Source organism: Bacillus sp. AP8, assembly GCF_000321185.1.
In the GTDB taxonomy this organism is placed as follows: domain Bacteria; phylum Bacillota; class Bacilli; order Bacillales; family DSM-1321; genus Bacillus_AD; species Bacillus_AD massilioanorexius.
On sequence record NZ_CAPG01000083.1, the window covers coordinates 1 to 22,794 of the forward strand.

Sequence of the window (22,794 nt, forward strand, 5' to 3'; positions counted from 1 at the left end):
TATCCATCGTTTTATTTATTTGTTGAAGTAAAATGAGTAAAAAAATTCCGCAAAAAGTATCTGCTTAATTTTTAATTGGAGATGCTGGTTCAAACCTAGTCGAGATAATGAATGCTGGGAAGATTAAATGTTTAACGCAAAGAAAATAGATTCTAAATAACCTTGGTTTGAATATACAATCGGAAATACATTGCCTTCAAAAATGGATATTCCAATGGGGCATTGACCAACCAGACAGCGTTGAGAATTAATAACATTAAGTAGGACTCTTATAGAGCTAACGGCTGCATTAGTTTAAAAAGAGTAATAGAGAAATAACAATACATTTATTAGCTTTGGGGTCGAGGGGTTCATTTGGAGACAAAGGTGGAGGAAAAGCCGATTCTGTATACGTATGATAGTAAGGGGATATATAAGAAGTATTTGTAATAGGTGAGGCCAATGAGAAACACCCGGTCATAGTAAAGGTCTTGTTTCATTAATGGTAAAAAATGATAGTGAAGATTATGTACTGCTTGTTGCTGATATAGGATACGCGAAAAAATCATGGGAAAACCTAGTCATTCCAGGCATTAGTATAAATAAAAAACAAGCGTATCAATCTCTCAAATGGGTAAAAGAAATGGCTAGTCAGCAAAACTGTATAGCTGTTTTGGCTAATCTTGATCCTGATGTAAAACCGCATACTATAACGCTGTAAATCCCATTAAGAGTTACTGAAACATTATTTTTTGGAACTTTATTTTAAAGTAAATAGATAGTTTATGAGTATGATACTGAAGAAACTGGAGAAGATATCTCACCACATTAGAGCGAGAAACATTTTTAGTCAAGAAACAGTAGCACTTGGTCTAGACGATAGAAGTGCAATTTATGGAATTGCACATAAACACTAAATGGAAATTCTCGAAAGAAAAAAAGTATAGTTTGTGAATTCATTCACTTAAACTAAAAGGTGCAATAGCCGAAGATCAGAGCTGTCATTTAGGCAGCTTTTTCTTATGGAACAAGCAGAGCAGGTTAGTTCAAGAAGGCAGTTTGTTTTTAGAACGAATTAAATATTAATTTCGGCGAACCGTATCATATGTAAATGAGGTTTTTGAAAAGAAAAGGGACGGCTCTTGTACTTCCTTTGTATGAAGTGCGAGAACCGTCCTTCTTAATAAATAACAACCGGATCGTATGTACTGAGATTATCATACACGGTTTTCATAATACTAGGGGGTGTGTTGACACAGCCGCCTGATCCTGCCGTAAGATAGGCATTACTTGCCCAGTTTTGCCGCCAACTGGCATCGTGGAATCCTTGTCCACTATTCGTAAAAGGAGCCCAATAATCTACCTTGATGGAATAATTAGGATTTCCGACTGCGCTACCCGTGAGGGTATATGGTGTTCGTTTATAAAGGATATACCAAACTCCAGGTGATGTATCTTCATTGGTGCTGTGTTTGCCTGTAACCACATTGGTTGTGACTACTAATTGCCCATTTTTATAAATCCATATACGCTGTTGTGCAATTGACACTTCAGCATATGTGTCACCAATACCATTATTCGTTATATTTTCATAGCCAATACCTTCATTGCTCCAGCCTTTACCATAAATATTAGAAGCAGAAATCGATTTTTCTCCTTTTTCAAAAGCTTCCTGAATCCTCGCCGTTTCTTTCTCAACATTTATTGCCCAGCCGTAGCCTTTCCCTTTTACCGATATGATCGAGCCTGAATGAGTCTTAAATGTAAAATTTTTATTTAATGTCGATTGAGAAGTATTTATTTCATCTATCCTGTTCTTAATGTCACTCACGAAGATTGTAACCTTCATATCTTTTGACACAGAGGCATTCTTAATTAATTCATTGGCTTTTAAAGTATACACTTTGTCCTGTACCTTATAATCAACTGTTCGTTGAAGGAGATCCTGCAACATCTTCTCCTCTTCTTTTATAATCGGATTATCTGCTTTGATTGGCTGTATGAATACGGGTTTCAAATAGATATCACTAGAATATTTCTGTTTCGTATAATCCTTTAATAGACCGGCGATATCATACTGTTCTCCATCAATACTATTGGAGATGACAATTTTACCTTGTTCCAATTTTGCCTCCGCATCTTGGGGTGCTTTTAAGCTCTTATTCATTGATAGGAGCTTTTCTTCTACTTGCTTTTTCATCGTTTGGCTTCGAAATTGATTCACTTTTTTGTCTATCAATGAAAAATTCTTCGCCTTTAAGGAAGGAAAAAACGTCCTCTGGCTTTTCAATAATTTTTTAACCTCAGGCAAATCTTTAGCCGTAAATACCATCTGCGTATCTTTTTCATCTAAAATCTGCTGTTTCCCTACATAGACTCTGTTTTTTAATACCGATGTATTTAATTTATTAATTACCTGATCAGCAGTTAGTCCACCGACTTTTATGCCATTAATAGTAATCTGTGAATTGAACCGAGTCGCCTGATAATAGCTAATTCCCGCAAATAGGAGTGCAATAATAACAATAATTCCGATTGCAATAAAATTTCGGTTTGCAATCAGTTTGTGTCGATTACCCCGCTTTTTATCCATTTCTTCAACTGTTTCATTTACCCTACTCATTAATATTCCCTCCGAAACGTCCTCCAATTTTAAACTTGCGGCTTTTCATCAAAGACTTGTAATTAGTTTATTTTACCATCAAATCACTTATTCGTAAGTATATATATCTTGTTCAGCTAAATGATCATTGTTTCATTATAAGGGAGCTTAGATTATTAGCTTCTTTTTATTCTATCGGAGTAGATTAGTTGAAGAAGGTTTTTTTGAATTTTTATGGAATATATTACTGTAAAAAGTCTGGTGTTGATGTAATATTCACATTGTGATTAACCAGAAAGTGGGAGGAGTTTAAAATGTCATTAAAAGCAGGAGACATAATAACGTTTGAACGGACTTTTACAGTAAGGGATGTTGAATTATTTACTGAGATTTCAGGGGATGAAGGGATACATCATATAACCCCAGATGAACAAGGAAGACTGGTCATTCAAGGGTTACTAACGGCAACTCTGCCAACAAAAATAGCTGGAGATAATAACGTACTGGCTCGTAGTACGAGTTTTGAGTTTTTAAGACCTGTTTTTACAGGAGATACAATAGTTTGTACAGTTAAAATTGAGAAATACGAAAGGCAAGAAAATAATAGAACAGCGTTTGTTGCATCCTTTTTATGTAAAAATCAGAATGAAAAAGAAGTATTGAAAGGAGATGTATCAGGCGTAATTCTTTAAACTTTATTATAATATCGGGAGCAATATCGAAATCTACGGGACAGCATTCCTGTAATGACTAAACAGAGTTAATATATGTAAAATCAGATAGTTTGTGAATAAATGTACTTAAACTATCGGGTGCATTACTTTAATAAAAGGAGCTATGATCAGCTTCTTTTTGTTATGCAGCTAAAGGGAATGGTTAGCTTAATAAGATACACAGTATATTTATTATGTGGATAAAAGTAAAAAATGCACTAATTAGAGCGCAATAGACAAATCGTAAAATTCCATAACTTTATCTATAAAACAAATTAAAACCAAGACATTTAATGTAATAATTGAATACTTAAAACCGTTTTTTTTGATACGAAATCCTATAAAAATTCCTAAAAGAGAAGTTTTCCACGTTAGTTCAAAAGTAATAGCAGTCAATATAGGGAATTCAATTTGTGTTGGAGAGTCTGAAGCCAAATAAAAAAATAGAAATAACATTATAAGAAAATAAAAACTAATACAGAAGCAACAAATTGATAATACAAGTTGTTTTCGAATACTAAGCATCAACTGTTTCATCTCGTTTCTTTAAATATAAAGTTATCAAATTTTATTAATCTATAAAAACATATTATGAATTAGTGATGAATGATTGAAAAATATTCGAAAAAAAGGTGAAAAAATCGTAGCTAATTATAAAAGATACTTCACTTCGATCAATCTTTATTTTCTATAGCTGATCACTTTTGTTATGGCTACAAAAATACGATCAATCTCTGTACTTAGTTTCTTAGAGACAGCGTCATCATTCAAACTTATCTTATTAAATCAAAAAAAACACATTTATAAAAACCCTAAATCCTCCACTACGTTACGGATCGCTAATCGCTATCGAGACTAATTCTCCTACCAAACCCCAAGAAATATAAAAAAGTACTGCTAAAGAACAGTACTTTAATAACAAGGACAATAAGTACACAAAAACACATAGTCCAATTAAATAGGTTTAAGCAGACAGCAAGTTAATTTTTTATTCTCTTCTTTAACTTAGTTATATAGATTATCCTATACTAACTAGTTCGTTTATTTTAAATACCTAAAACGATGAAAGCCCTACCTCTCTTTCATCCTTACGGTTCCTAGACCGTGCCAGTGTGAATCAGGGTAAAAATTAAAAATGAAGTGATTGATTATGTTGTATGATAGAGAAAAATGATAAATCATTTCTGTTTGATTGAGGAAACATGAGTGTTACTATCTAAACAGTAAAAGAGGTAGTTATTGCAAGTGGAAATTAAAAGATTAAACGTTAAAAGGTTGATCAACTTTTTATCCATAAAAATGATCTTCGTATTCATTGAAAAGAGAGGGCATTATTTCAACAAAATATGGCCATTTGTTTTTCGGTGATTCCTTCGATTAATGTTAATTCGCTTAATAGGAATTTCTGTGTCTGACTCAACATTTTGCTTTCGCATTCATTCAGTGCTTTTTCTTGTTTTAAACGTAATAAATCACGTACAACTTCAACACTGTCTTGTATTTTACCTGTTTTAATTTTTTCAGTATTTAATTTATATCGTTGTTTCCACACAAGTGTGTTATCTGAATCTCCAAATAGAAAAATCTGTATTAGATTATTTATTGCAACAAGTTCAGTAACAGCTCGGATTCTCTGCCTAAATATTTTATCCGTTGGAATCATGATGTCCATTCCATTATTGATCATGTTAATAATATAATACTGTTGTATTTTCCCTAAAACTTCCTTATCTTCTATAGCTTTAATAATACCTGCTCCATGTATTGGATAAATTATATTATCGCCAATTTGAAACAAATACTCCACCTCCATATATGGTAACCTTTTAAGAGTAATACATATATGTTTTTGTGTAAGTTTATATAATATCACATAAACGTTTTGTTGTCAATATATAATTTCGTTTTTTTCTTATGATTAACATTTTTGAGGTCTAGGAATAGATTTTGTCCCGGTTTTATAGTGAAAGAAAAGAAAAAGAGTTATTAAATATACATTGTTTTCCTTTTTATATAAATGTTTCCTATGTGATTTTGAAATAAAGTTGTACTGTTTCTAAAAAAGTCGTACCGTTTTAAAAAAAAGATGTACCGAAATTATCTATACTCTGTTATTGCACTAACGGAGCAGCATTCCTGTTATGAATTAAAAAGTATGTGAATAAATAAACTTAAACTATTGGGTACATTAGTTCAATAGGATATGATCTAGTTTGGAGATATAATTTAGTGAATATCATTAGATCCGAAAGCCTGATTATTGATATATCAGGCTTTTCACATAAGATTCTTAGGAGTAGGAAGGCTGGGCGAGCTATTGGCATCAAAGAATTCTTCGAGAAATGGACTTAACATCAGATGAATCCATCGAGTTTGCCAAATTAAATGCAGGTGTTGTCCAACCATAACGCACGAGCATTAATCCGTATTACTTAAGCTTGAAACTGTTTGAGGATATTGAAGAATATTATAATAATCCGACTGAAGAAATGATCAAACGTGGTGTAAAACCTAACTCAGGTCGTGAGCAAATGTTTGAGGTGCGTGAAGTAGAATGAGATATTTCCTTTTTATGAAACTATTTAACAAAAGATCTTGTTATGCGTGAAGATATGTATTTGTTCCAAAAACAAGGAAAAGACTACAAGATGGTAGATAAAGAATGGACGCATGTACGAGATCAGCTCATCAATATGCGAGTGAATGGTGGATTCCCGTATATTACTGTAAATGATGGTGACTATATGCGAAATGAGATGTATTTAAACCATTGGTATGAGGGAATTGAGCTCGATGTGAAGTATTTGGAGAAAGTAATGCCATATATTTATCAGCTTTGGGGTCGTGGTGTTCATATGGAGACGAAGGTTGAAGAAAAGGCCTTCAAAAGCAACAACCTCTACGAACAAAGCTAAAAATAAAAACGAAGTGAGAAATCTCACTTCGTTTTTTCAATAAAATAGATTCAACATCCACCCCATATACAGAGATGCTATAAAACCCATACTAAATAACAATCCTAAAAAAGCCGATGCTTTTTTATAAAAGCTTAAAACTATCATACAGATGAACAGAAGTGACATAACTAGTAATGAAACACCTTGAATGGATAGAACAAATGAAACATGATCATTTGAAGCAAGCGCCTCATATGGTGGCGGCAATGTACCCATAATTCCTGTAAATGAAAATATAAATAACAATAGGATGCTTTCTACCTTAATCCACGGTTTAGGATCGAACGTATGTGAGCTAAAAACTCTTTTCGACAGAAAACCATTAATGTATGCAAACACAAGGACTGGTATAATACTTATATGTTTAAGTAGCAGCATCTGTCCGTATGGGATAGACCAAGCATTTACATATTGTGCAGGCTCGACAACTTTAAACATAAGAATGAGACCGCTACCTATGATTAAAACGAAACTACCTATTGCCATAGGAGAAAACCAACGTAAAAAGGCAGACCAATTATGTTCGTCTTTCGCAAACCATCCTACCAATAGTAATATGCCTACCCAAAAGGTAGATAATAAGAAATGAATCGAATGTGAGATTAATCCTGTCCAATAAGACAATGAAGCAACATGACCTGCGGACCCCACTGCCACAATCATTGCCAGAAGGAAAATAGCTTGAAGATACTTAGAACTCTCTTTGTAAAAAGTAATCCATAACAAAGTAGCTGCAAAGGCTATAAACATCCATGCCTTGCCTACTTTAAAGTCAGTAAGTACTGATACAGTTGCTACATATATGCCTATATCACCTGAAAAGTATAAAATAATTTTCAAAACTGGTGCAAAAGAACAAATGATGATTCCTAAAGTGGAAAGTAACAAAGCTGCTTTTTTAACAATAATAATTGGTTTTTTGGATTCAGAAACAAATTGCAGAGCTACATAACCTACTAGAAAAGAAAAAAGAATGTAACTAATTACTTCTGCAATAATTACAACAATATTCATCTTATTTCTTCTTTTTCAATAAAATCATCAATCCAGCTACTAATAGAATTCCTAATACGATGATTATAACAATTGTCATTGTTGACATATTCTTTGTCTCTTCATTACCAACTTTTGGCTGATCTTGAGCTTCATTCTTTTCTGTACTTGATTCCTTTTGATCATCTTTAGCTGATTCATTGTTGTTTATAGCAGCAGTTTGCTCTTTTTCAACATAGAAAGGAATTCCTCCTTCTATGTTATGTCCATCTTCCCCAACAATCTTCCATTCAATCGTATACTTTCCATTCTCTAGAGGAGCGGAAAGTGTCCCCGTCATTTCTTCCCCTTTAACTTCTAAATTAGCGAATGGTATTTCTTTATGATCTATAATGACTTTCATTGAGCTCAACTTTTCAATTTCAGAATCAAATTGCAACGTAATCTCTGATAAATCTTCATTAATTACTTGTCCTTCACTAGGATTTGATGAAACTAAGCCCGTATGAGCATAAGCCATCGTAGGTATGATCATTAGTAATAATAAAAAGGCAAATAAATATTTTTTCATTGTGAAGCTCCTTTTCCATTATGTTTGTATTTTGATATAGAAAACGCAAATCAAAATCAGGTTTTCACTGTCATCATGAGGTTAACAAATTCAAGGAGAAAAGTCCGACAAAAAGACTCTGTTTTTATGAAATGTTTTTTCAATTGTTATAATTCATCTATTGTTTTTTGAGTGAATTTATGATTGACATTTTTGAATAGTCTATGTCTTCGTTATACATTGAATAAGAAACACATTAATTTCATCGATTAAGAGATGCTCCGATTAACAGCAAAAAAAGGACTACGAATACAATTCCAAATAGTACCTATAAAAGCTTCTGACAAACATAAACTTCACTTGATTAAATTCTGACTATATCTTTTGCAACTATAGTGCTTGTAGCCTAATATTTGGATAATCAAAAATCGTTTATCAAAATTCCACCATATCACGAGAAGAAAAAACGATCCAAACAATCCAGGTGTCGATAGAATAGCCCAATAAAACAATGGCTTTAAAGGGATGTAAGTAATATAAAAAAGCTTGTAGAGAAAAGATATTATTCTATTCTCTACAAGCGAACTACAATTGATTTAATGCTTTTTATGCTGCAATTGTTTGGTTATTATTATTAAATCTGTACGTGAAAATGGTGTTACATAACGATCAAGTCTATATTCACCAGCATTGTTTCTAGCAATCGCGATTGGAAGAAGCATTAAGAGATATTGTGGAGTGGTAGAAACTGTACCAGACATTAAGAAAGAAAAATTCATGACAATACCAAAGAATGCAGCGTAAGTTGTCAAACATCCTAATATCAGACCTAATCCTATTGCCATTTCTCCACAGGGAATCAAGTAGTTAAATACCTCGGCATTTGGTAAATCGACAGATCCTAGAAATGAATGATACATTCAAATTGTATTGAAACTCTTACGAATCATGATTCAAACATAAAACCAGATACTATCATTCTTTAAAAGCGGAAATCATTTTCTTTGTAAAGGAGGAATGCAAACTGCAAAGGAAAATGGTGCTCATGATTGATGGAATGAAAGAATAAGATGTTTCCTTATTAAAGTAAAGACAGCGATAACATTTGTTTCATATTCAAAGTGCATTCAATAAAAATTCTCTAAATCCTACTTGAAATCTTTAAAATTAAAGTGATATTATAATGAAATCAGTGTGTAGAGATATTGGTCATTTTAATGACCAAAAATATATGTCTTGCGATACGTCTGCCATCTGAAATTTTTTATTTATGGAGATGACAAACTATATGCATATGGAAACAAGACTGCCTCGAAACGGAAAAGAGGGAATACTCTTTCTACTGATTATTTCAATTGTTTCAGTAAACACAATTGCTCCAATTATAATGGGGTTGGAACGTGGTTTTAGTAAGGACGTTTACTTTGAAACATTAAAGATTATTCCGTTTATGTGGGTAATCGTTATTTTTTCAGTAAGGTTCATAGCAGGACCAATTGTCGGTAAGTTACTACCGAAATTCGTGAGACAAACAGATGGATTCAATGCTCGAATTTTATTAAATACGCTATTAAATGTAACCGTGTTATCGCTCTTGCTAACGATCATAGGAACGTGGATAGGCATGAAACAAATAAGCCTAGAGCCCTTTCAAAATTTTCTTCATATTTGGCCTAGAAACTTTGCGATTGCATTTTGGATTGAATTGTTGCTTGCACAGCCGATAGCAAGATTTGTCATGAAACAAATGCATTTAAGAAAGGATCGTAAGCAAGAAACTGTGAATTTATAATATAGAAAAATGATAGGTAAAGCCGATTGGTTTCAGAAAACCAATCGGCTTTTTTAATTCGTTAAAATTGTAAGGGATATACGTACTTATTCAAGTAGGAATTCCACTTCCTTACTAGATTTAATTAATAAGTTAGAGGAAATACTATAATAGTTAACATTACAATATTTTCTAGTACCTTATGATTGAATTATGCTTGATATCCTTAATGATACTTCCATCCGCCTTAATAAGATCCGGCTCAATCTTAACAATTTCTATGAAATTCGAATAGCCACTTCCAAAATCATCAATGGCGATCCTAACTCCATACTGACGAACCGTTTGAATAAAGTCGCGAAGTACTTCTATATCTCTTAACTCTTCATCTTCTAAAATATCAAAAATGATATTACTAGCATTACCCGCTTTTTCTAATTCGTTATAAATACATTGACGAATATCTTTAAAATTGATAACGTCCGCAGAAAGATTGATTGATACAATAGTCTTTTTTCCTGCAAATAAAGAAAGAACCTTTTTAATCATTATGGTGCTTAATGCTGAGTATAAATGATATTTCTTTGCTGTATCTAAAAATTCAAAAGGATTATATATAATACCTTCATTATCTTCTATACGCATTAATGCTTCATATTTATTAATTATTTTTTTCTCATTATCATAAATTCCTTGAAAGTAGGGAATGACTCTTTTATTCTCAATTACTTGATTTAAAATCTGAATCATTTTCATTTCGCGTTCAAGCTTTTGGTTCGTATCTGTATTATTATCAAATATTAAAAAGTTGGTTTGTAAATTTTGATAGTATCCTAATGGTGCTAACCCTTTTTCTAGTAAGTCTTTTTGATTAAGAACGACCACAAAACGATTTCTTGTGCTATTGCTACAGCTTCACTTTCTGTACATATAGCAGTGTAAATTCTAACAAGACAGGTGTCTTTATTAGGATATTTGTTGCGTCCACTAGCCTTTGAAACAGATCTTTACTTTTATATAAAGTACTTAGAACCGTCATCATCTATCACCTTAATCTACATGGTTGGCCATATTTTTAGATATATCTTTATTATAAAATAGATATAGGTTTACAAAATTTTGAATTATTTTATTTTTATGATTTATATAATGATTGATGATAGGAGAAATTACTTCAGACTATATAGAATTGTAGCTAATCGGTAATCATTGGCTATTGCATAAGAGATGAGAATGAAAATCTCTCATTAGAATGGATAAAGGGTTCTTGGTTGTCCGTATAAGAGACATGTACAAGTTAGTAAGTCTTTAGGAATGGTCATATGGATTGTCTCTTATTATTTCTCAAGTGATTTTTCAGTTTTTTCTATACTTCTATGATATAAGATCACAGTGATGAGAATAATTCCAGCTGCTATCCAGATAGATGTGTTTCCTAGATATGTACTAGAGAGTGTCCCAATTAAAGCACCACAAATAAAAGAAAGAATAATAGCAGTAAAACCTTTAAATTTCCTCATAGACTCTGGATCATGTTCTACAAAAGCTGCATATGAAGCTTGTGCTGCGGTTCGTAGATTTCCGGTTGTGATAGTGGAATTATAGCTCCAATTTTCTAGTTTGTTGAAGGTGGCAATTTGTAAAGAGGATACAAACGAAATACACATAGTAATCAGCATATTTGGCACACTAGCAGGTAACCATCCGACTATAAATAAAATCGCAAATTCCAATAATAAGACAGCTCGTCTGTGGCTAGTATGTTTATCTCTTATATATTCTGCTGCTAAGACTCCAGCTATAAAAGCCAAAAAAGGTGGGATATTTTGGATTGCACCATTGTATTCTGTACTTGCGGCTCGAACCGCAAACAATACAGTATTCCCTGTTTGTGCTGTCGCAAAAACACCATCCCTCGTGATATAAGTATAGGCATCTAAAAATCCTCCAACTAAAGCTAAGATCATTCCCATAATTAATGAGTTAGGGGATAATGAGAGTAACTTTTTCGTTCTAACTTTCATTTCATATATCTCCTTATGTAATATGCGCCGCTTTTTTCAATAATGAAAATAAATCTTCCTGTTTGAAGAAAGTTGTATTAGTGATTATAGCTTTACCTCACCACCTTCATTTATTCCAGGAAGAAATATTTTGGATTATCACAACAATAAGGTTATGATATAATCTATAAATGAAATGACAATATTTGTATATATTGTGAAGCGAAAGGGAAATGAAATTAAAATAAATAGTCGTAACTATACTAGTGTTAGTCGAAATCTATTTTGCATTTGCAGCTGTAGTTGGATTAATGGAAGTAGGGTATATCCTAAACGGGATTTACCTCTTCGTTTTTAGATGCAATTAGTCAAGGGGAAATGACTAATTTTAAGTTAAAAAAAGGAAAATTTGGTTTTTTACCGATTTCTCCATATTATACAATTCTAATACACACAGCCATAACTTTGAATGTTTAACATCATTATGAAAAGTTAGTTTATTTAAAATATAAGTTTTTTTAAAAATATAATTTATAATATTAAGAAAAGCTATAAGAAATGAAAGGAAAGGATTTTCTTATGAAAAAGTGGTCATGTGTAATAGGTTGGTTCTGCCTATGGGGAATTATTAGCCAGTTACTCAATCTATCAACTAATCTGTTTTTCAATATTGTGCAAGCGCTTATTCTTGTGGCAGGTGGTTATGCTATTATTCATTTCTTTGAAAAACGAGAACGAACAAATAGAAAAACACAAAGTAACAAGTAATCGAGAGCATGGCTATGTGTGTTAAATGGTGTGATTTTTTAAAAAAGAGAGGATTTTTATAAAGAAATTCTCTCTTTTTTACAGAATGAAATGCAACTAAATTTAGGATTATATATATTTATCCCAGAACAGATGCTCAATGTCTTTTGTTTCACTTACATATCTTCTAAACCACTCCATATTACCAGCAAACAACTCAGAACAATTAAACATTACATTTTTACCTTTATTCCCGTCTATATATCTAATACTTCCATAGTGTTTGGGAGTGTTTTTGACAGTATCATGTTCAGAAGTGATATAAGGTAACATCTCGTAACTGTAATTAACTGAAAGTGAATCAAAATACTTTCTATTTAATATTCCTTTGATTTGTTTATACGTAAAGTTATCTAAGTCCCATCTTATAATAGATGTTCCGTCAGGTAGTTTAATCTCTAATTTAATGTAACAACCAATTGCATCTTTTGAGCATTCAATAATTTTAAAAGTATTTGCATTAGCAAACATAAAGGCACCTCACTTCAAATATCCTTCATCTTCATTAAAGAATTCCGAATAGTTTATCGTTCATGTTAGTATGAATAATTAATCGAGATATTCAATTCATTAGATATTGGTTTATAAAATACTATTTAAGCAATAAACAAAGTAAACGACTAAAACCAGTAAGCATAAAAGACTGTTGCTCCCAAAAGTAGATTTTTCTTATTCCTAGAAAAATAATAAATGGCTACCCAATCCTATTTACTATTATTCCTTTTTTTATTATGTAATTCCTATCTTATGAAATTTTTATAGGTTGTTTTTTTATGTGTAACAGCTTTTTTATAAGTACTTTTACAATTTTTAGTTGTTAGTTCTCTGATTAAATAAATAGAGTGTTGAGAGGAAGATTATTATGAAAAAAATAAGTAGGATACTTATATTGTTTTTTAGTATATCTATAATTCTATTAGGGTGTAGTAAAGAGAAAGAAAATCTGAAAAAAGACTTGAATCTTGAAAAAGCCCAAAAGATAGAAGTGCTTTCAGTAGATAATCAAAAGTCGGTTTTAAATGTAATTACTAGTAAAACAGACATTAATGAATTTGTTCATTCACTTCAAATGGATAAGTGGCGTATTAAGGATATTCCTTTAAACGTAACTAGAGAGAAAATCTATAAGATGTACCAAGAGGATACAACTAAGCTTGGGGAGTCTAGCACAGATAAAAAGGAACTTAAACAAATAGCGACTATTATTACATATAAAGATAGTCCTTATATCACATTTAAAATAAAGAAGCTTAATCTTAGTTTTAAAGTTCCAAAAGATGTAGAAGAATACCTGTCTAGTAACAATTAATAAAATAATTGTCTAATTGTTTGTAAAAGCATTCTAAAATGAGGAAAATTCCATAAAGTTATGGAGGTTTGAAACTCTACTTTCATTAGATAAAGTGTTATATTTAGTGCAACATAATTTCACAGACAAAGGGGTTAAATATAATGAAAGTAGTGGCACCTAAGCCTTTTTTCTATAGAGGAGGGAATAAAGCGGTACTTTTGTTACATGGGTTTACTGGTAATACGGTAGATGTTAGAAAACTAGGAAAGTATCTACATGATCGAGGTTATACTTGTTATGCTCCATTATATAGTGGACATGGGTTGGAACCAGAAAAACTTGTTCAAACTGAACCCACTGATTGGTGGCAAGACGTCAAGGATGGATATACTTTTCTTATAGATGAAGGGTTCGATGAGATAGCTGTTGCTGGTGTTTCGTTAGGTGGAGTTTTTTCAATAAGAATCGGAGCAGAATTATCTATTAAAGGTATTATTTCTATGTGTGCTCCCATTTTAGAGAAAAGTACGGATGAACTTTTTAAACGTGTACAAGACTATGGGAAAAGCTATAAGAAGTTCGAAGGAAAGGACGAGGAGCAAATTATTGCTGAGATGAATGCCTTTGAACAAAATCCTGTACCAAACTTAAAAAAGCTACAACAGTTTATTGTTAATACAAGAGAAAAATTAGATTTTATCAAATCGCCACTTTTTGTTTTACAAGGTAGTTTAGATGCCCCGCTATACAAAAAAGCGCACAAATTATTTTTGATAGTGTAAATACAGAGGATAAACAAATTGAGTGGTAAGAACGCTCCGGTCACATCATAACGTTAGGCGAAGAACGTGAGAAAATTTATGAGGATATTTATTTGTTCTTGAACTCATTGAAATGGTAACTTAGCTATCGGATCATCGCTTAAATGAAATAATAGAAAAATAAAGTATATGGATTATAGAAAGCAATTGCTTTTCAATTTATCAGACTGTGTTATATACGCAACCTATGAACCGTGTCCAATATGTGTATCAGCGCTTATTGGGGCAGGTATAAAAAAGGTATACTATTGTAATAGAAGAGATGATGCACATGAACTTGGATTCTCTGATTTACATCTGCGTAAATATTTAACGGGTGAAGATACAAGTGCTTGATGTGGATAAAATAGGAAAAAGATGATTGTGATACTTTATTTCATCACTTTCATGAATTAAATAAAGTAGCTCTCTTCAATATGGATAGGCTGCCTCTTTAGTTTAAAATCATTTAGTAACAAACAGTAAGAAAAGTAAACAGATGCTAGAGCAGAAGAGCGAGACTGTCATTGAACAGTCTTTTTTCTGTTTTGAATGAAGTAGCTTCGTTCTATAAGAAGTTTTTAGTTCCTACTTCTAAGTTCTATTTATTTAATGGTTCTTTTTACTTGATTTTAAGAAAGGTATGGATTAAACTACTAAAATACTCTAATTAAAGTACTTTTTAAAAAGTATATAATTCTATTAAAGGAAGGAAAATAAAAAATGAAATTTAAAGAGTTTTTAAAAACTAGAGGAGCGATCGCGTCGATATTTATGGGAATCTTTTATGCTATCGCAATGCTCGGTATTTTTCTTCCTGGCTATTCGGCTATACCAAATAATATCGATAAACTTTCAATCGCTATTGTGAATGATGATAAAGGCGAGTATGGAGCAATGATTGCAAAACAGCTAAAGGAAAATTTGCCATTTGATGAAGTTGAAATGGATTTGACGAATAAAAAGGCGTTATCTCAGTTAGATGAAAATGATTTAGCACTAGTTGTCCATATTCCTAAAACGTTTTCTGTTGATATGCAAAGTGGAAAAGTTTCATCAAGTATCGACTTTACAACAAATGGTGCGAATGCAACGGTTGTATCTTCATCCATGGCATCAGTGGTAAACGAAATAAATAATCAATTAAGTACGCAGTTTTCAGAACAAACCGCACAAAATGTTTTAATGAATTTAAATGTTCCAAAAGACCAAGCAGCTGAGATGGCTAAAATGATTGAAACAAAGTATGTTGGGAATTTAGTGAAAATTAATGAAATTCCAGATGGTATGCATAATAATATGCTTCCAATGTTCCTAACAATGGCTGGTTATGTCGGAGCGATGATTGGCGCGATGCAATTAGTCGGTGCGTATAAATCAAGTCGTAATAAAGCGAGTAGAACACGTTTATTTATATATGTTCAATTAGCAGCATTATTAATCGCTGTTGTTTCTTCAGCATTAGGGCTTGGTATCTCTTATTTAATCTCAAATCATGGTGCAGACATGTTCTTACCATTATTCGGACACCAAATTTTAAACTATATGGTTTGCTTTAACTTTGCCGCCATATTAATATTCTTAGTTGGTGAAGGTGGTATGATTCTGAACTTGCCTATTTTATTAGTGCAAACAATCTCAAACGGTGCAACCATTACACGCGATATGATGTACTTACCATATGAATGGATGAGTTATATTTCACCTATGTACTATTCTGTTCAAGGTTATTTTGCAATGTTATACAGTGATATTAGTTCTACCTCTTATCATTGGATGATGGTAGCTGTTGGTGTTGGAGCAATGCTCATTAATATTTTAATTGTGGCGTTTTTACACAAACCAGTATTAGTAGAGGAAACGGTAGAAACAGATAGCATTACGAATGGTACTGAAATTACAGCATAGTTTTGTTACAATAGGTTAAACTCACTCTTGTTGAAGGAGCATAAAGCATGGCAATCCAAATCTATATATTGAGTAAACTTATTGAAGGCAATAATTACCCATATGAGTTAAAAAAACAATTGTCAGAACCCATTCCTTATGATGAATTTATTGGCCTAACGGAAAGTAAACTATATTATCATTTCGAAGCGTTGACTAAGCAAGGCTTAATCGAAGTGGTAGAAGTCATTCGTGAAGAACATCGACCAGACAAGCAGGTATTTGCTATTACACCAAAAGGTCGAGAAGCACTGCCTAAAAAAATCTATAAATTATTTGAAAATGCCTCAATGATCAATGAAATGATTATTGGTTTAGCAAATTTGCAGCATGTAGATCGTGATAAAGTCGTATTGATTTTAGAAAAAAAACTACAATCATATAAGAATCGCTGGGATCATATAACGAATTACGAGAAATTTATTAAAGTAGATGAAACGAAAGAAAAGTTTTTGGAGTTTATTCGAGGATACTCTTCAAGTAGGGCACAGCACACAATAGATTGGCTTGAGGTGTTAATTACTCATATTAAACAAAATGAAATATGAAATATAAAATGAAACGAGTTGTCTTGGAATACTAAAGACATTTATTGTATATAAAGGTTTTCCGAGGAGCAGGTGGTGAGCCTCCCCAGGTACATAATGTCTGTGGGATCTTACTTCTCCTGCTGCTCTGTCATCTCTCCAATCGATCTTATCATGTGATGTGAACTGCACTCCTATTGTTAGACAAAACTAATAATGGGGGTGCAGTTCAATGAACAGTCTTTTTTGCCATGAATGAATAGATAGCTTAAGGAGGACTTTCGTTATTGATGTTGAATTAAACTTGGGCTTCTTGATTCCATTCCTTAATTAAATCTGTAATGGGTATATACATATAAAGTTCCTTCACATTAGTATCATTCATACATTTATTTATGAATGATTTTTTTGACCTCATAAATTCTCTTTACTAAAAATATTCTTTGATGTTTAAGTGTACTAAAATGAAATAGATTGTTATAAATGTTGTAAAAATAGAGGTGATTTCGATTATGATCATTTGGCTTGAAATCATTGGGGTCCTAGCCATATATAATTTGCTTAGTTTTTATTTGGCTAGAATGGTACAGAAGTGGTTGTTGCCATGTCGTTCTAAGTCTTTCAAAATTATATATTATGGTTTACTCATTTTATTAGCGAATGCTTTTATCATTGGAACCATAACGAGTATCGATCTAATAAGAGCTATAGGGTCATATTGGTTTGCTCTATTTTATATTCTCGTTTTCTCCGTTCCGTTAATACATATTGTTGTTGCGTTTCTGCGATTAACGAAATTATCTCGTCGCAGAGTAGAAAAAGGAGGAGCTATCGGCGTTATCATAGTCATCATTGCTGTTTTTAGTTATGGTACTTTCAATGCCTATAGTCCGATAGTTCGTACATATAATGTCAACTTATCCAATCAAGATAAAGTAAAGAAAGAATTAAATATTGTGATGGTGGCTGATACACATTTTGGTGTGTTATCAAATAAACATCATGCAGAGCGAATGGTGAAAGAAATCAATGATTTAAAGGCTGATTTAGTCTTATTTCCAGGAGATATTGTGGATGATAAAATGGACTCCTATTCAAAGCAAGGCATTGAAAAAGTTATTGCAAAAATGAAATCAACATATGGAGTGTATGTTTCTCTCGGTAATCATGATAAAGGAGATACAGATAAGCTTATTAAAGTTTTGCAAGATAGCAATATGAATGTTCTATATGATGAGACTGCAGTTGTTGCAAATTCTATCACATTGATTGGTCGTAAAGATAAGACTGAAAAAGGGCGTATGACAATTGCTGAATTAATGGATGGTGCTGATAAATCAAAGCCTATTATTCTGTTAGATCATCAACCATATGAATTAGGCATTGCCCAGCAGGAAGGAATAGATCTGATGGTTTCTGGTCATACACATCGAGGACAAGTGGCACCTTTTCAATTAGTAACTCAACGAATTTATGAAAATGATTGGGGATATTTACAAAAAGGAGATTTTCATTCAGTCGTTTCATCAGGCTATGGTTTCTGGGGACCACCAATTAGAACAAATAGTCGTTCTGAAATCGTTCAAATTCATTTGAGCTATTGATCTTTATACACAAGTGATGACAGAAAAAGTAAAAGGATGCCTTTGAAGAGGTGTCCTTTTTTTAAAAAGGTTCTGTTAGATGCTGCACAGCGGGATAGGCGAGACCCAAAAGGAGGCGCTCACCGCCCACTCTACGGACATCAGTAATCGTAGACTTATCCTATATTTACTTACATGTGTATAGGCAATAAAGTATACGAAAATAGCCTTTAAAAAAAGAAGATTGTTATTATTTTGGAAGTAATACTTGCAAAGTAAATGCATAGGATTATAATATAAGTAAATAATTATATAAGGGAAATGTTATGTAATGTCGGATGTATAGGAAAGGAAGGGCTGAGAATGGAAAATATCGAAATAATGGCTAAACTGCTTAAAACAGTGAGTGACCCGAATCGTTTAAAACTTTTAGCTTATCTCAAAAATGGTGAAGTATGCGTGTGTGAATTTGTCGATCTACTTAATATTTCACAACCAGCTGTTAGTCAACAACTGAAAAAGTTAAAAGATGCTGGGATAATTTTAGAAAGACGTAAAGGAACATGGAAGCACTATCGATTAAACGAGGTTCAACAACCATATATACAGACTATCATTGATCATTTAGATGAGGCACCTGTGATAAGCTGTTCGGATTGTTCAACAACTATCTAGAATAGGAGGAAGAGGATAATGCCAGAGAAAAGTTTAACAAAGAAACTTTCCTTTTTAGATCGTTATTTAACTGTTTGGATTTTTGTTGCCATGGCTTTAGGGGTGTTGATTGGTGTGGTTACACCAAGTTTTAAGAATGTATTAGATACATTTTCTGTAGGGACGACTTCGATTCCGATTGCAGTTGGATTAATTGTAATGATGTATCCCCCACTTGCAAAAGTGAAATATGAAGAGATGTGGCGTGTTTTTAAAGATTGGAAGGTATTACTTCTTTCTCTCATTCAGAACTGGTTATTAGGGCCTGTCTTAATGTTTTTCTTAGCTATTATTTTTCTACATAATTATCCAGAATACATGGCAGGTTTAATTATGATCGGTTTAGCACGTTGTATTGCCATGGTGATTGTGTGGAACGATTTAGCTCGTGGAGACCGTGAATATGTCGCAGGATTAGTAGCTTTTAACTCGATTTTTCAAATCTTGTTTTATTCTATCTTTGCGTACTTTTTCTTAAACGTATTGCCTGGTGTATTTGGACTGGAAAATTTATCTGTATTTATCTCAATGTGGGATATTACGAAAAGTGTTCTCATCTATCTTGGCATTCCATTCTTTGCCGGTATGCTAACGCGTTACATTGGTTTAAAAGTAAAGGGGAAAGAATGGTATGAAGCGAAATTGTTACCGAAGATTTCTCCACTAACATTAATAGCTTTACTCTTTACTATTTTTATGATGTTCTCATTAAAAGGAGACAAAATTATTGAGTTACCATTAGACGTGATTCGTATTGCGATTCCTCTACTTATTTATTTCTTAATTATGTTTGTAGTCTCTTTCTTTGCATCACGAAAAGCGGGAGCATCGTATCCTGTAACGGCATCACTTTCATTTACAGCTGCAAGTAATAATTTTGAGTTAGCTATTGCTGTTGCTATTGCGGTATTCGGTATTAATAGTGGAGCAGCCTTTGCAGCTGTCATTGGTCCTTTGGTAGAAGTACCTGTACTGATTGCCCTTGTGCATGTTGCATTGCACTGGGAAAAGAAATATTTTAGAACTAGGAAAATATGAATCTGTTCTTGAGACATCAGGAGGAAAACGACTATGAATAATAAAAAGATCATCTACTTTTTGTGTACAGGGAATTCATGCCGTAGCCAAATGGCAGAAGGCTGGGCAAAAAAGTATTTGAGTGATGAATGGAATGTTAAAAGTGCGGGACTTGAAGCGCATGGTTTGAATCCAAATGCAGTGAAAGCTATGAAAGAAGTTGGTGTAGATATTACTCATCAAACATCGGATATCATTGATCTTGATATTCTAAACAATGCAGAATTGGTGGTTACATTATGTGGTCATGCGTCGGAACATTGCCCAGTTACTCCATCATCTGTCAATCGCATTCATTGGGGATTTGATGATCCAGCAAAAGCAGAAGGGACAATAGAAGAAAAATGGGCATTCTTCCAGCGTGTACGTGATGAAATTGGAGCACGAGTTAAACGTTTTGCTGAATTAGGAGAATGTTGAAGATACTTATATAAGATACCAGCCAATATATTTCTTCATTCTACAGTACCAAATAAACCGATTTAGGAGAACATAATGAACGACGCATTTTTAATAGGTGAAATGTCAAAACTATTTCAATTAGACATTAGAACATTAAGATACTACGATAAAATACATTTGTTTAAGCCTAAATATGTAGATTCAAACAATGGCTATAGATATTATACAATCGATCAATTTGAACAATTAAATACTATTCTATATTTAAAGTCTCTTCACGTTCCGTTGAAAGAAATTAAAGAGTTTTTAGATAATCGGGATATTGATAAGATTTTATTTCTGTTACAAAAGCAAAAGGTTGAAACAGAGAAAAGACTAAACGAGATTACTCAAATACAACAGAAAATAGATAAAAGAATTGAACAAATTAAAGATGCTACTCGCCAAGATATCCTATATAGCATTTGTGAAAACGCCTTACCTGAGCGGACAGCGGTTTATTTAAAACAAAGAATTTATATGAAAAATGATTTTGAAATGTTAATTCGTGTACTAGAAAACAATGCCAATATGAAATCAGCTGTGTTTTTAGGTAAAGTTGGATTTTCCATATCGGCTGATAATCTAAAAAATAGAATCTTTAATGAATATAATTCGATATTCATCATTGTGGATGACGAATCGTATCGATATTCCGAAGCTAAAATTTTGCCGAAAGGAAAGTACCTTTCCGTTCGGTTTGAAGGTACACATGAGGATGCTAGTCCTTATTATGATCAGCTGATTGAGTACATAGAGAAAAAAAACTATACAATCATTGACGATGCCTATGAAATTACTTTAATAGATTATGGATTTACAAATGATAAGGGAAAATTTGTCACTGAAATTCAGATTCCAATCCAAAAGCATTGACCCTCTAGTAACTAGAGGGTTTATTCTTTTTTTACGAGATTATCTAAGGAGAGAGTAAGATGATTGGAACGATATTTAACTGCATAATGATTATTATAGGAAGTACGATCGGTAGTTTTTTGAATAAGGGGATTAAAGAAGGGTATCAAGAAGCTCTCATGCAGGCTATGGGATTGGCAGCGACAGCTCTAGGGATTAACGCTATTGTTCAATATTTACCTTCTAGTAATTATCCAGTCCTTTTTATTGTAAGTCTCGCAATAGGTGGGCTAGTGGGAGAAAAGTTTAATTTTGATCGGAAATTTAGTGAGTTGGTGAATCGATTTTCGAAAAGTAATTTAGCGGAAGGTCTATCAACTGCCATACTTTTATTTTGTATAGGTTCCTTATCTATTTTAGGTCCAGTAGAAGCTGCCTTAAAAGGTAATTATACATACTTAGTTACAAATGGAATATTGGATGGAATTACATCCATTGTATTGGCTTCAACGTTTGGTATAGGTATATCTGCTGCAGCTATTGTATTATTTTTGTGGCAAGGCTTCTTTTATATAGGAGCAAAATTTATGGAGAATTTCTTAACGACAGATTTATTGGCTGAAATTTCAATTATCGGTGGAGTTTTGATTTTGAGTTCAGGTTTGAGTATTTTAGGAATTAAAAAATTCAAAACATTAAATCTCTTGCCTTCACTGCTGGTTCCCTTTATTGTGTTTATATTTATTAATATATTCGGTTTGTAAATTATTAAAAACAAAGCATCTCTAGTAAATAGGTTGAAGAAACATATCGAATAATGTAAGTGATCGGAGAGAATACTGAAAGTGTCAAACTATTAAATAGGAGGATATTTATGACTCACTTCAAAGATCATCATCATTCAGGAGATATTGTTTTGGAAACAGGTATATATATTTGCTCTACTGGAGAGACAAAAGAACTTAGACAGGGAGAAACATTTCCAAACTGCCCGTCTACAGAAGGTGATACAGTTTGGACTCATGCTAGTCATACTCATAGAACTGGAGAAACAGTAATGGAATCCGGTCATTATATAGATGCAGATGGTGAGCATGTAGTGCTTCAACAAGGAGACAAATTTCCAGGCTGTCCCACTACAAGAAAATCAGTCACATGGACTCATGAGTAATAAAAAACGTAGG

General features: G+C 32.6%; 23 protein-coding genes and 2 pseudogenes. 17 read left to right on the forward strand and 8 right to left on the reverse strand.

Annotated elements, in window-relative coordinates; translation table 11 throughout:
- Positions 1-481 precede the first annotated feature (481 nt).
- Positions 482-700, forward strand: coding sequence for a hypothetical protein (locus BN349_RS19875; protein WP_019244073.1), 219 nt, complete (start codon positions 482-484; stop codon positions 698-700).
- A gap of 459 nt (positions 701-1,159) precedes the next feature.
- On the opposite strand, the gene BN349_RS19880 is transcribed toward BN349_RS19875, so the two are convergent.
- Positions 1,160-2,602 (reverse strand): L,D-transpeptidase family protein, encoded by a 1,443-nt coding sequence (locus tag BN349_RS19880; protein ID WP_019244074.1) that lies wholly within the window; start codon positions 2,600-2,602, stop codon positions 1,160-1,162.
- 293 nt (positions 2,603-2,895) lie between these two features.
- On the opposite strand from BN349_RS19880, the gene BN349_RS19885 reads away from it, so the two are divergent.
- The gene (locus tag BN349_RS19885) at positions 2,896-3,273 is read left to right on the forward strand and encodes an FAS1-like dehydratase domain-containing protein (protein WP_019244075.1); all 378 of its coding nucleotides are present in this window, start codon (positions 2,896-2,898) and stop codon (positions 3,271-3,273) included.
- Between the two features lie 1,357 nt (positions 3,274-4,630).
- Here the strand turns inward: BN349_RS19885 and BN349_RS19890 are convergent.
- Positions 4,631-5,107 carry a CarD family transcriptional regulator gene (locus BN349_RS19890; protein ID WP_034294882.1) on the reverse strand — a complete coding sequence of 159 codons (477 nt, stop codon included), beginning with the start codon at positions 5,105-5,107 and terminating at the stop codon, positions 4,631-4,633.
- A 487-nt stretch (positions 5,108-5,594) separates the two neighbouring features.
- On the opposite strand from BN349_RS19890, the pseudogene BN349_RS26480 reads away from it, so the two are divergent.
- Positions 5,595-6,209 (forward strand): annotated as a pseudogene (locus tag BN349_RS26480) (SpoVR family protein); the annotation flags it as partial.
- A gap of 36 nt (positions 6,210-6,245) precedes the next feature.
- Here BN349_RS26480 and BN349_RS19900 read toward each other — a convergent pair.
- The 3 genes from BN349_RS19900 to BN349_RS24410 form a co-directional block, all read right to left on the reverse strand.
- Positions 6,246-7,265 carry a copper resistance D family protein gene (locus tag BN349_RS19900; RefSeq protein WP_019244078.1) on the reverse strand — a complete coding sequence of 340 codons (1,020 nt, stop codon included), beginning with the start codon at positions 7,263-7,265 and terminating at the stop codon, positions 6,246-6,248.
- 1 nt (position 7,266) lies between these two features.
- A complete protein-coding gene (locus BN349_RS19905; RefSeq protein ID WP_019244079.1) occupies positions 7,267-7,815 on the reverse strand; it encodes a copper resistance CopC family protein in 549 nt (182 codons plus the stop codon).
- 575 nt (positions 7,816-8,390) lie between these two features.
- On the reverse strand, positions 8,391-8,714 hold the full coding sequence (locus BN349_RS24410; protein WP_019244080.1) for a DoxX family protein: 324 nt from the start codon (positions 8,712-8,714) through the stop codon (positions 8,391-8,393).
- A 368-nt stretch (positions 8,715-9,082) separates the two neighbouring features.
- Between BN349_RS24410 and BN349_RS19915 the strand changes: the two genes are divergently transcribed.
- Complete coding sequence (locus BN349_RS19915) at positions 9,083-9,586, forward strand: hypothetical protein (protein ID WP_019244081.1); 504 nt, start codon at positions 9,083-9,085, stop codon at positions 9,584-9,586.
- A 171-nt stretch (positions 9,587-9,757) separates the two neighbouring features.
- On the opposite strand, the gene BN349_RS19920 is transcribed toward BN349_RS19915, so the two are convergent.
- On the reverse strand, positions 9,758-10,450 hold the full coding sequence (locus tag BN349_RS19920; protein WP_019244082.1) for an EAL domain-containing protein: 693 nt from the start codon (positions 10,448-10,450) through the stop codon (positions 9,758-9,760).
- Positions 10,451-10,902: 452 nt separating this feature from the next.
- Positions 10,903-11,589 (reverse strand): YoaK family protein, encoded by a 687-nt coding sequence (locus BN349_RS19930; RefSeq protein ID WP_019244084.1) that lies wholly within the window; start codon positions 11,587-11,589, stop codon positions 10,903-10,905.
- Positions 11,590-12,147: 558 nt separating this feature from the next.
- Between BN349_RS19930 and BN349_RS19935 the strand changes: the two genes are divergently transcribed.
- Positions 12,148-12,336: a hypothetical protein gene (locus tag BN349_RS19935; RefSeq protein WP_026089410.1), complete on the forward strand. Its 189-nt coding sequence runs from the start codon at positions 12,148-12,150 to the stop codon at positions 12,334-12,336.
- A 108-nt stretch (positions 12,337-12,444) separates the two neighbouring features.
- Here the strand turns inward: BN349_RS19935 and BN349_RS19940 are convergent, their stop codons facing one another.
- Positions 12,445-12,846 (reverse strand): hypothetical protein, encoded by a 402-nt coding sequence (locus BN349_RS19940; protein ID WP_019244086.1) that lies wholly within the window; start codon positions 12,844-12,846, stop codon positions 12,445-12,447.
- Positions 12,847-13,237: 391 nt separating this feature from the next.
- Between BN349_RS19940 and BN349_RS19945 the strand changes: the two genes are divergently transcribed.
- From BN349_RS19945 to BN349_RS19995, 12 genes and pseudogenes are all read left to right on the forward strand, one after another.
- Positions 13,238-13,684 (forward strand): hypothetical protein, encoded by a 447-nt coding sequence (locus BN349_RS19945; protein WP_019244087.1) that lies wholly within the window; start codon positions 13,238-13,240, stop codon positions 13,682-13,684.
- Between the two features lie 143 nt (positions 13,685-13,827).
- Positions 13,828-14,567 (forward strand): annotated as a pseudogene (locus BN349_RS24415) (alpha/beta hydrolase).
- A 49-nt stretch (positions 14,568-14,616) separates the two neighbouring features.
- Positions 14,617-14,823 carry a deaminase gene (locus tag BN349_RS25555; RefSeq protein ID WP_332306687.1) on the forward strand — a complete coding sequence of 69 codons (207 nt, stop codon included), beginning with the start codon at positions 14,617-14,619 and terminating at the stop codon, positions 14,821-14,823.
- 366 nt (positions 14,824-15,189) lie between these two features.
- Positions 15,190-16,374, forward strand: a complete 1,185-nt coding sequence (locus BN349_RS19955; protein ID WP_019244088.1) for a YhgE/Pip domain-containing protein — start codon at positions 15,190-15,192, stop codon at positions 16,372-16,374.
- Between the two features lie 47 nt (positions 16,375-16,421).
- The gene (locus BN349_RS19960) at positions 16,422-16,961 is read left to right on the forward strand and encodes a PadR family transcriptional regulator (protein ID WP_019244089.1); all 540 of its coding nucleotides are present in this window, start codon (positions 16,422-16,424) and stop codon (positions 16,959-16,961) included.
- A 491-nt stretch (positions 16,962-17,452) separates the two neighbouring features.
- Positions 17,453-18,544, forward strand: a complete 1,092-nt coding sequence (locus BN349_RS19965) for a metallophosphoesterase (RefSeq protein WP_019244090.1) — start codon at positions 17,453-17,455, stop codon at positions 18,542-18,544.
- Between the two features lie 342 nt (positions 18,545-18,886).
- Complete coding sequence (locus tag BN349_RS19970) at positions 18,887-19,198, forward strand: ArsR/SmtB family transcription factor (protein ID WP_019244091.1); 312 nt, start codon at positions 18,887-18,889, stop codon at positions 19,196-19,198.
- Between the two features lie 18 nt (positions 19,199-19,216).
- Positions 19,217-20,275, forward strand: a complete 1,059-nt coding sequence (gene arsB, locus BN349_RS19975; protein WP_019244092.1) for an ACR3 family arsenite efflux transporter — start codon at positions 19,217-19,219, stop codon at positions 20,273-20,275.
- Positions 20,276-20,308: 33 nt separating this feature from the next.
- Positions 20,309-20,734, forward strand: coding sequence for an arsenate reductase (thioredoxin) (gene arsC / locus BN349_RS19980; protein WP_019244093.1), 426 nt, complete (start codon positions 20,309-20,311; stop codon positions 20,732-20,734).
- A gap of 75 nt (positions 20,735-20,809) precedes the next feature.
- Positions 20,810-21,631 (forward strand): MerR family transcriptional regulator, encoded by an 822-nt coding sequence (locus BN349_RS19985; RefSeq protein ID WP_019244094.1) that lies wholly within the window; start codon positions 20,810-20,812, stop codon positions 21,629-21,631.
- A 59-nt stretch (positions 21,632-21,690) separates the two neighbouring features.
- The gene (locus BN349_RS19990) at positions 21,691-22,374 is read left to right on the forward strand and encodes a DUF554 domain-containing protein (protein WP_019244095.1); all 684 of its coding nucleotides are present in this window, start codon (positions 21,691-21,693) and stop codon (positions 22,372-22,374) included.
- A 110-nt stretch (positions 22,375-22,484) separates the two neighbouring features.
- A complete protein-coding gene (locus BN349_RS19995; RefSeq protein WP_019244096.1) occupies positions 22,485-22,781 on the forward strand; it encodes a hypothetical protein in 297 nt (98 codons plus the stop codon).
- Positions 22,782-22,794 lie beyond the last annotated feature (13 nt).

What these genes read in the sequence shown, in the direction of transcription:
- BN349_RS19875 (WP_019244073.1), top strand. Translation starts at nt 482, where the DNA reads ATGGTAAAAAATGATAGTGAAGATTATGTACTGCTTGTTGCTGATATA.
- BN349_RS19880 (WP_019244074.1), bottom strand. Translation starts at nt 2,602, where the DNA reads ATGAGTAGGGTAAATGAAACAGTTGAAGAAATGGATAAAAAGCGGGGT.
- BN349_RS19885 (WP_019244075.1), top strand. Translation starts at nt 2,896, where the DNA reads ATGTCATTAAAAGCAGGAGACATAATAACGTTTGAACGGACTTTTACA.
- BN349_RS19890 (WP_034294882.1), bottom strand. Translation starts at nt 5,107, where the DNA reads ATGGAGGTGGAGTATTTGTTTCAAATTGGCGATAATATAATTTATCCA.
- BN349_RS19900 (WP_019244078.1), bottom strand. Translation starts at nt 7,265, where the DNA reads ATGAATATTGTTGTAATTATTGCAGAAGTAATTAGTTACATTCTTTTT.
- BN349_RS19905 (WP_019244079.1), bottom strand. Translation starts at nt 7,815, where the DNA reads ATGAAAAAATATTTATTTGCCTTTTTATTATTACTAATGATCATACCT.
- BN349_RS24410 (WP_019244080.1), bottom strand. Translation starts at nt 8,714, where the DNA reads ATGTATCATTCATTTCTAGGATCTGTCGATTTACCAAATGCCGAGGTA.
- BN349_RS19915 (WP_019244081.1), top strand. Translation starts at nt 9,083, where the DNA reads ATGCATATGGAAACAAGACTGCCTCGAAACGGAAAAGAGGGAATACTC.
- BN349_RS19930 (WP_019244084.1), bottom strand. Translation starts at nt 11,589, where the DNA reads ATGAAAGTTAGAACGAAAAAGTTACTCTCATTATCCCCTAACTCATTA.
- BN349_RS19935 (WP_026089410.1), top strand. Translation starts at nt 12,148, where the DNA reads ATGAAAAAGTGGTCATGTGTAATAGGTTGGTTCTGCCTATGGGGAATT.
- BN349_RS19940 (WP_019244086.1), bottom strand. Translation starts at nt 12,846, where the DNA reads ATGTTTGCTAATGCAAATACTTTTAAAATTATTGAATGCTCAAAAGAT.
- BN349_RS19945 (WP_019244087.1), top strand. Translation starts at nt 13,238, where the DNA reads ATGAAAAAAATAAGTAGGATACTTATATTGTTTTTTAGTATATCTATA.
- BN349_RS25555 (WP_332306687.1), top strand. Translation starts at nt 14,617, where the DNA reads ATGGATTATAGAAAGCAATTGCTTTTCAATTTATCAGACTGTGTTATA.
- BN349_RS19955 (WP_019244088.1), top strand. Translation starts at nt 15,190, where the DNA reads ATGAAATTTAAAGAGTTTTTAAAAACTAGAGGAGCGATCGCGTCGATA.
- BN349_RS19960 (WP_019244089.1), top strand. Translation starts at nt 16,422, where the DNA reads ATGGCAATCCAAATCTATATATTGAGTAAACTTATTGAAGGCAATAAT.
- BN349_RS19965 (WP_019244090.1), top strand. Translation starts at nt 17,453, where the DNA reads ATGATCATTTGGCTTGAAATCATTGGGGTCCTAGCCATATATAATTTG.
- BN349_RS19970 (WP_019244091.1), top strand. Translation starts at nt 18,887, where the DNA reads ATGGAAAATATCGAAATAATGGCTAAACTGCTTAAAACAGTGAGTGAC.
- arsB (WP_019244092.1), top strand. Translation starts at nt 19,217, where the DNA reads ATGCCAGAGAAAAGTTTAACAAAGAAACTTTCCTTTTTAGATCGTTAT.
- arsC (WP_019244093.1), top strand. Translation starts at nt 20,309, where the DNA reads ATGAATAATAAAAAGATCATCTACTTTTTGTGTACAGGGAATTCATGC.
- BN349_RS19985 (WP_019244094.1), top strand. Translation starts at nt 20,810, where the DNA reads ATGAACGACGCATTTTTAATAGGTGAAATGTCAAAACTATTTCAATTA.
- BN349_RS19990 (WP_019244095.1), top strand. Translation starts at nt 21,691, where the DNA reads ATGATTGGAACGATATTTAACTGCATAATGATTATTATAGGAAGTACG.
- BN349_RS19995 (WP_019244096.1), top strand. Translation starts at nt 22,485, where the DNA reads ATGACTCACTTCAAAGATCATCATCATTCAGGAGATATTGTTTTGGAA.